The sequence below is a fragment of the Pseudophaeobacter sp. C1-32P7 genome (assembly GCF_041008775.1).
GTDB lineage: Bacteria > Pseudomonadota > Alphaproteobacteria > Rhodobacterales > Rhodobacteraceae > Phycobacter > Phycobacter gallaeciensis_A.
Genome location: NZ_JAXGFR010000045.1, coordinates 1 through 7,905 on the forward strand (window position 1 = coordinate 1; position 7,905 = coordinate 7,905).

Annotated in this window: 9 protein-coding genes; 5 read left to right on the plus strand and 4 right to left on the minus strand. The window is 62.8% G+C overall.

The genetic code is table 11. The features are described 5' to 3' along the window. Nucleotides 1–236 (plus strand): adenosylhomocysteinase (locus SM763_RS23505; RefSeq protein ID WP_368999943.1); only part of this gene is annotated, 236 nt, incomplete at its 5' end. A gap of 235 nt (nt 237–471) precedes the next feature. After that, nucleotides 472–813: a DUF2853 family protein gene (locus tag SM763_RS23510; protein WP_065272032.1), complete on the plus strand. Its 342-nt coding sequence runs from the start codon at nt 472–474 to the stop codon at nt 811–813. 298 nt (nt 814–1,111) lie between these two features. Here the strand turns inward: SM763_RS23510 and SM763_RS23515 are convergent, their stop codons facing one another. Genes SM763_RS23515 through tsaD form a run of 4 tightly spaced genes read right to left on the minus strand, consistent with a single transcriptional unit; the run spans nt 1,112 to nt 3,864 of the window. Beyond that, nucleotides 1,112–1,534, minus strand: coding sequence for an EVE domain-containing protein (locus SM763_RS23515; protein ID WP_368999945.1), 423 nt, complete (start codon nt 1,532–1,534; stop codon nt 1,112–1,114). Then, nucleotides 1,534–1,806, minus strand: a complete 273-nt coding sequence (locus SM763_RS23520) for a YciI family protein (RefSeq protein ID WP_065272034.1) — start codon at nt 1,804–1,806, stop codon at nt 1,534–1,536. The genes SM763_RS23515 and SM763_RS23520 overlap by 1 nt, the downstream gene beginning before the upstream one ends. Before the next feature lies 1 nt (nt 1,807). Next, complete coding sequence (locus SM763_RS23525) at nt 1,808–2,770, minus strand: NAD(P)H-dependent glycerol-3-phosphate dehydrogenase (RefSeq protein ID WP_368999947.1); 963 nt, start codon at nt 2,768–2,770, stop codon at nt 1,808–1,810. After that, complete coding sequence (tsaD, locus tag SM763_RS23530) at nt 2,767–3,864, minus strand: tRNA (adenosine(37)-N6)-threonylcarbamoyltransferase complex transferase subunit TsaD (RefSeq protein WP_368999948.1); 1,098 nt, start codon at nt 3,862–3,864, stop codon at nt 2,767–2,769. Before tsaD ends, SM763_RS23525 begins: the two co-directional genes overlap by 4 nt. A gap of 73 nt (nt 3,865–3,937) precedes the next feature. Here tsaD and SM763_RS23535 point away from each other — a divergent pair, with 73 nt between their 5' ends. From SM763_RS23535 to SM763_RS23545, 3 genes are all read left to right on the plus strand, one after another. Next, a complete protein-coding gene (locus SM763_RS23535; RefSeq protein ID WP_368999950.1) occupies nt 3,938–4,696 on the plus strand; it encodes a uroporphyrinogen-III synthase in 759 nt (252 codons plus the stop codon). A gap of 79 nt (nt 4,697–4,775) precedes the next feature. After that, complete coding sequence (locus SM763_RS23540) at nt 4,776–6,053, plus strand: COG4223 family protein (RefSeq protein ID WP_368999952.1); 1,278 nt, start codon at nt 4,776–4,778, stop codon at nt 6,051–6,053. A 10-nt stretch (nt 6,054–6,063) separates the two neighbouring features. After that, on the plus strand, nt 6,064–7,623 hold the full coding sequence (locus tag SM763_RS23545; protein ID WP_368999954.1) for a heme biosynthesis protein HemY: 1,560 nt from the start codon (nt 6,064–6,066) through the stop codon (nt 7,621–7,623). Nucleotides 7,624–7,905: the final 282 nt, after the last annotated feature.

The following is a 7,905-nucleotide window of genomic DNA, read 5'->3' on the forward strand; positions in this document are numbered from 1 at the left end:
CGTTTGTGATGTCGGCTTCCTTCACCAACCAGGTTCTGGCGCAGATCGAGCTCTGGACCCGCGGTGAGGAGTATAAAAACGAGGTCTACATCCTGCCCAAGCATCTGGACGAGAAGGTCGCTCGCCTGCATCTGGAGCGTATCGGCGTCAAGCTGACCACGCTCAGCCCCGAGCAGGCCGCCTATATCGGCGTCACCCCCGAAGGTCCCTTCAAGCCGGAACACTACCGCTACTGACCGGCCTCACAGCAGAACACCACAAAGCCCCCGCAAATCATGCGGGGGCTTTTTTGTTACAAGGCAGAGACCGGATCGGTGCCGGTTCCCTGCCCCCGGACAGCAAAGGCCTGGCTTTGAGGCAGGATTGCAAAAATTCCCGTTGCCCTGTCGGGTTCTGCCCTTAAGCTGATCCTGGCCATTATGTGACCGGAAGGATCCGGAGCCGGGTCCGCCCCAGAAGGGAGAAAAGACTTTGGGAAAACGTGACGACCTGATTGCACAATATGCAGATGATCTGAAAAACAAATGCGGCATGGATCCGGATATGGACCTGCTGACCAAGGTGACCATCGGCTGCGGCCCCGCGATCTACGATGCGGATGCCTCCACCGTTGCCTCCAGCCAGGAGAGCGAGCTGGAAACCGTCAAACAGAACTTCCTGATCAAGAAACTGGGTCTTGCTGACGGGCCTGAACTGATGGAGGCGATCAACAAGGTCGTCGAGATCTATGGCAAATCTGAGCGCAACAAATACCGGGCGGTTTTCTACTACATGCTGACCAAGCATTTCGGCAAGGAAGCGGTTTACGGCTAACCCCGCCAAAGCCAGTTAACACCTTTAAAATACACAGTTTGCAAACGCCCCCACCCGGGGCGTTTCGCATTTTAACGGTATTGTCGAAGCTAATGAATTGCGGAATCCAACTTCTCTGGGCTATCAATAGTTCAACCCGCCAGGAAGGCAGGAACCGAATTTCTCATACGCGTGTGGTGGCTACGGAGCACGCGGGGTGAAGGGAAGGTCCTGCATTCGCTGGGCCTTCCCTTTTTCGTTTCAGAACAGGCATTTGGACCAAGCGTCCATGGATGTGGTCCTGCGACCCAGCCAAGGCTCAGTTCGGATCGGTTCCGCCCAGATCGCAGATGATGCGCCACTCTTCCTCGCTCACAGGCTGCACCGACAGGCGTGAGCTTTTCACCAGCACCATCTCTTCCAGCCGGGGATCGGATTTGATCTGCTCCAGGGATACCGGCGTGGTGAAGCCGCGCACCGCCTTGATATCCACGCACTCCCAGCGCGGATCATCCGTGGTGCTGTCGGGGTGCGCCTCGGCGCAGACCTCGACAATGCCAACCACGGATTTTTCTTTCTGTGAGTGATAGAAGAACCCGCGGTCGCCCAGTTTCATCTGGCGCATGAAATTACGCGCCTGATAGTTTCGCACGCCGTCCCATTCCTCTCCCGCGTCGCCCTTGGCCTGCTGGTCCTGCCAGCCCCAGGTCGAAGGTTCGGATTTGAACAGCCAATAGGCCATCAGCCGACGACCTTTTTCCAGGTAATCAGTTCGACCGCCTCAAACAGGCCTGCCTTGTTGTAGGGGTCATTTGCCGCCCAGGCCTCGCCCGCGGCCATATCCTCGACATCCAGAATGATCAGCGATCCGACCATTTCGCCGTTTTGATCCAGCAACGGCCCTGCCTGCGCCACGGCGCCAGTCTCTTCGATATAGGCCAGATGCGCGGTGCGATTCGCCATCCGGGTTTCCAAATGCCCGGGTTTATCGCGTGCAATCAATGCTATAAGCATTTTATTCCTCTTTTAATGGTCGTGACAGAAGTTGAGCGGTTGCGTCATGAATCGTCAAGCGGCCATCCAGCAAAGCGACCACGGTTTGTGTGATCGGCATGTCCAGCCGCATGTCCTCGGCCTTGGCGGCGGTGGCCCGGGCGGTGGCGGCGCCTTCGACGGTGATGGAGGGATCGAAACTCTCTCCCCGGCCAATGGCAAATCCCAGCCGGTAGTTGCGCGACAGGTCCGAACTGCAGGTAAGCGTCAGATCGCCAAAGCCCGACAATCCGGCCAGCGTTTCGGCGCGGGCACCGCAGGCCAGGGCCATGCGCTGCATCTCGGCATAACCGCGGGTCATCAGCGCCGCGCGGGCGCTTTCGCCAAGGCCTGCACCGATCACCGCACCGCAGGCGATGGCGATCACGTTCTTCAAGGCACCGCCCAACTCGGCGCCCACCGTATCCGTGGTGCGATAAAGCCGCAGGTTGGCCGTGGTCAGCTGCTCCTGCAGGGACAACCCAAGCGCAGGGTCTTCGCAGGCCAGCGTCAGTGCCGTGGGCAGGCCGCGCGCGATATCGGCGGCAAAGCTGGGGCCGGTCAGCAGGGCGGCTTGTGCCTGTGGCTGGCAATCCCGGATCACCGAAACCGGTCCCATCCCGGTGCTGAGCTCGATCCCCTTGCAGCAGGCCACCAGGGCCTTGCCCGCCAGCGCATCGCCTTCGGCCATCAGCAGCCCGCGCAATTGCTGCATCGGAACGGACAGCAGGATGGTGTCACTTTCCGCCGCTTCGGCCAAATCCGAGGTGACGGTCAGCTCTGGCGGCAGATCCACGCCGGGCAGGCGGGCCACATTGCGGCGGCTGGCCTGCATTTTCTCGGCATGGGCGTTATTGCGCGCCCAAAGCGTGACGGGCCCATTGCCCGCCAGAGAAATCGCCAGCGCCGTGCCAAAGGCGCCCGCGCCCAGAACCGAAACACTCATGCCTTGGCCCCCTTTTTACCCGAGCCAAGCAGCGCGGGGCTGCTCTGATCCAGCGGCCAGCGCGGCCGGGCGGTCAGGTCCAGCCCGTCGCGCGCACCAGATCGGAACCGTTCCAGCCCGGCATAGGCGATCATCGCGGCATTGTCGGTGCACAGGCGCAGGGGCGGCGCGGTGAAGGTGGCGCATGCTTCGGCGCAGACATCCTGCAGTGCGGCGCGAATGGCGGTATTGGCGGCGACCCCGCCGGCCACGGCAACGGTCGGGCACGCCGGGTTTTCATCCAGATAAAGGCGCAAGGCGCGGCGGGTCTTCTCGGCGAGGGTATCGACCACGGCGGCCTGAAACCCGGCGCAAAGGTCGGCGCGGTCCTGCCGGGTCAGCCCGCCTTTTTCCGCAACGATCTGATCGCGCATCCGCATCAGCGCGGTTTTCAGCCCCGAAAAGGACAGGTTGCAATCGGGCCGGTCCAGCAGCGGGCGCGGAAAGCGGAACCGTTTGGGGTCGCCATTTTCCGCCTCGGCCTGCACCGAGGGGCCGCCGGGCTGCGGCAGGCCCAAAAGGCGCGCGGTCTTGTCAAAGGCTTCGCCCGGAGCATCGTCGATGGTGCCGCCCAGACGGGTGAAATCCTCTGGTCCGCGCACGATCAGATACTGACAATGCCCGCCGGACACCAAGAGCATCAAATAGGGAAAGGCAATCTCATCGGTCAGCCGCGGCGTCAGCGCATGGCCCGCCAGATGGTTCACCCCGATCAGCGGCAGGCCGGTGGCGGCGGCAATCCCCTTGGCGCACATCACACCGGACATCACCCCACCAATCAGCCCAGGCCCGGCAGTGACGGCCACCGCGTCTAGGTCTTTCAGCGTGACACCGGCCTCTTTCAGCGCCTCGATCACGCAGATATCCAGCTTTTCCGCATGCGCCCGCGCCGCGATTTCCGGCACCACCCCGCCATAGGCGCTGTGCAGTTCGGTCTGGCCAAAAACCACCGACGACAGGACCTCGGCCGGGGCATCTCCGGTCTGGCGCACCACCGCCGCTGCTGTATCGTCGCAGCTGCTTTCCAGCCCAAGGATCGTCAGGGTTTGTGTCATCGTGCTACCATTGCATCAGGTTGGCGCCGGGGCTACCACCTATGACAGATGCAAACAATCCCGGGAGCGCGATGTGACGGATCCGAAGACCGGCCCTGCCGTGGGTTTGCTGATGACGCGGCCGCTGCCCTCGGCCCGCCGGTTCGTGGAGGACCTGCCTGCTGAGACACGCGCAGGGCTTACCGTGATCTATGCGCCGCTGATGCGGGTTCAGCCATTATCTGGCGCCTTGGAGGCAACGGATACGCAGGGCGTCCGCGGGTTGATCTTTACCTCTGCCAATGCGGTTGCCACGGCGACCGGACAGGTTTCCACGGATCTGCCTGCCTATTGTGTCGGGCAGCGCACCACGGCGGAGGCGATCCGCGCGGGCTGGTCCGCGCAATGTTTGGGCCAGACCGCCGATGAACTGGTATCCCGCCTTGTGGATATGCGCCCACCCGTGCCCTTACTGCATCTGCACGGGCGTCATACGCGGGGTGATGTGGCGCAGCGGCTGACGGCTGCGGGGCTGTCCTGCCGCGAGAAGGTGATCTATGATCAGGAGCTGCTGCCACTGAATGAAGACGCGCTGCGGGCAATAACGTCGCAACAGTCGCTGATCGTGCCGGTTTTTTCGCCACGAACTGCGCGGCATTTCGCCCAGATTTGTCCTGATGCGTCGAATTTGCATCTGATTGCGCTGAGCGAAGCCGTTGCGAAACCACTGAAAGTCTTGAATTGCAGGGACTTGCAGGTATGTAACACGCCCGATGCAGGTGCGATGAGTACACTGGTCCGTGATGCCGCAGATGCTTTGGCGCGGGTTGAGGGTCCCGCGCACGGGAAGTAATGTCGCGCTTGGGGTTGAGCGCCAGCACCGCAGGATTCAAGCATGAGTCGCAGCGGTGAGAATTGAGGGAGATGCCGACGTGGCTGACAAGAAAACTTCGGATGATGTGACCGGGTCGGACGCCAATGATGTGACGGCATCAGAGGTGACTGAGGGCGAAACCCCGGAACCGGTTGACTCGCAAGAGGAAAGCCCAGGGGACACTTCCGAAGCCGAAGCCGAAGCCGAAGCCGAAGCCGAAGCCGAAGCCGAAGCCGAAGCCGAAGCCGAAGCCGAAGCCGAAGCCGAAGCATCGAGCGAGACGGACTCAGACGCAGACGCAGAAACCCCTGAACCGGCGCCCGCCGAACCGCAACAGGTGATCGAACGCGTTGTCGAAAAACGCGGTGGCTTTGGCTCAGCCGTCCTTGGCGGAGCTGTTGCTGCTGTCATCGGATTTGCCCTGGGACAAGGCGGCGTTTTGAACAGCATCCTGCCGCCCAGCCTGCGCCCGGCCAGTGTCGATGTCACCGCGATCGAAGCAGAGCAGGCCGCTTTGCGGTCGGATCTATCGGCGCTGAAAACGCAGGTCGAGGGGATCTCCATTCCCGATCTCGCGCCGCTTTCGCAGCGTATCGACGCTGTTGAAGGCACCGTTGGTGATCTATCCGCACCGCAAAGTGACGCGCTTGAGGCCGAGATTGCCGCGCTTGTGGAGCGTTTGACTGCGCTAGAGCAACGCCCGGTGGCCGATGCCGGATCGCCCGAGGCCATTGCCGCAGTGGATGCCCAGCTTGCCAAATTGCAGGACAGCCTGGCCGCGCAACGCGCCGAGGTTGAACAGATGCTCGCCGAGGCCCGCCAGATGGATGAGGCCAGCGCCGAGGCCGCCCGTATCGCCAGCGCCCAGACCGTGCTGGCCCGTCTGCGCTCCAGCCTCGATAGCGGCGCCAGCTACGCGGGGCTTGCCGACGAGTTGGCAGCCCTTGATGTTACCGTGCCAGAGGCGCTGACCTCCCCTGCCGACAGCGGTGTGGCAACGCTCACCGGCTTGGCCGATAGCTTCACCCCGGCCGCCCGCAGCGCCCTTGCTGCTGCGCGGGAAGAGACCAAGGGCACCGGCGGCGTGATGGATTATCTCAAACGTCACCTCGGCGCGCGCTCGGTTGCGCCGCGCGAAGGCGACGATCCGGATGCGGTCCTGTCCCGCGTCGGGGCGTTGGTGGATCACGGCAAGATTGCCGATGCGCTGGCCGAACTAGACGCACTGCCTGAAACCGCCCGGACCGCCCTGGCGGACTGGGAATCGGCTGCCCGCAGCCGGGTCGCTGCGGTTGCCGCAGCGGATGAACTGGCACAAAGCCTGAACGCGAAATAAGGACCCTGCCATGCTCTGGTCATTGCTGAAAATCCTCGTCTTTGTTGCAATCGTCGCGCTGCTGGCTCTGGGTGCGGGGATCCTGATGGAAACCGCCGGGGGCGTGCAGATCACCGTTGCAGGCACTGAATACACCCTTGGCGCGCTGCAATCCGTGATGGCGCTGGTGGCGCTGGTCCTGATCGTCTGGCTGTTCTTCAAACTGCTGTCGCTGCTGATCGCCACGCTGAAATTCCTGAATGGCGATGAAACCGCCCTGTCGCGCTATTTCGACAAGGGGCGTGAGGCGAAGGGTTATCAGGCGCTGTCTGACGGGCTGATGGCGCTGGCCTCGGGCGAGGGACGTCTGGCGCTGGCCAAGGCATCGCGCGCCGAGCGCTATCTGGAAAAACCTGAACTCACCGATCTTCTAACCGCGCAGGCGGCCGAAATGGCGGGCGACACCAAAAAGGCTGCTGCCGCTTACAAACGGCTGCTGGGCAATCAGAACACCCGGTTCGTCGGCATTCGCGGCATCATGAAGCAGAAGCTGTCCGACGGCGATACCGACACCGCCCGGCAACTGGCCGAAAAGGCATTGGCGCTGCGCCCGAAACACGAAGAGGTACAGGATACGCTGCTGCAACTGCAGGCCCGCGCCGAGGATTGGGCGGGGGCGCGCAAGACGCTTGCGACCAAGCTGAAGACCGGCACCCTGCCCCGCGATGTGTTCAAACGGCGCGACGCGGTGCTGGCGCTTTCGGCCTCCCAAGGGGTGATCGAGGAAGGCGCAACCGTGGAGCAGCGCGAACAGGCCATCGAGGCCAACCGCCTGTCGCCCGATCTGGTGCCTGCCGCAGCCATGGCCGCGCGCGCCTATATCGCCAAGGGCAAGACCCGTAATGCTGTCCGGGTTCTGAAAAAGGCTTGGGAGGCACAGCCGCACCCCGACCTGGCGCATGCCTTTTCCGAAATCGAACCGACAGAAACCGCCGCCGAGCGGGTCAAGCGCTTTGGCCAGCTGGCGCGCCTGAAACCGCATGACGACGAAACCCGTCTGGTGATGGCCGAGTTGAACATCGTGGCCGAAGATTATCCCGAGGCGCGCCGGGCCCTGGGCGATCTGGCCGAACGGGCGCCGGATGCCCGCGCCCTCACTCTGATGGCTGCGATCGAACGGGGCGAAGGTGCCCCGGATGCGGTGGTTCAGGGCTGGCTGACCCGCGCGCTGACCGCGCCGCGGGGTCCACAATGGGTCTGCGAGAACTGCAACCACATTCACGCGGAATGGGCGCCGGTCTGCGAACATTGCACCAGCTTTGACACGCTCAGCTGGAAGCGCCCCGAAACCGCTGAATTCGCCAGCGCAACGGGCGCCCACATGCTGCCGCTGATCACCGGCGCGGCGAAACCTGCCGTAGCCCCGGAGGCCGGGGATATCCCCGAAGCGGAATTGATCGATGCGGATGCGCCTGACAATTCCGACGATGTCAGCGCAGCGGATGACCGGGCCGAGGACGATCAGAACGCTGAGCCGGAAAACGGCGACACGGAGCGCGCTGAAGACGTGGCCGAAAAAGACGCCAAGTAACCGCCAGACTGCGCGGCGCCGCACAGCCGGATCTGACCCATGATCTGCCGTCTCTCGTGTTCAATTGGGTGAGACGGCAGAGACCTTTCGCCTGAAAGAGCCCCAAGAGGCTCTGAACATGCAAAACTGAGGCTGGTCGGAAAATTCGAACTGGCTGGAAAGTGGTGCCCCAAGACGGTTGTTCTATTCCCGTTACAGGCACCGTTGGCACGGCAAGCATCAGCAAAATAAGGGATATCAGCCCCGTGGAGTCCCGGTCAACAGGCACGATTTGTACTACGG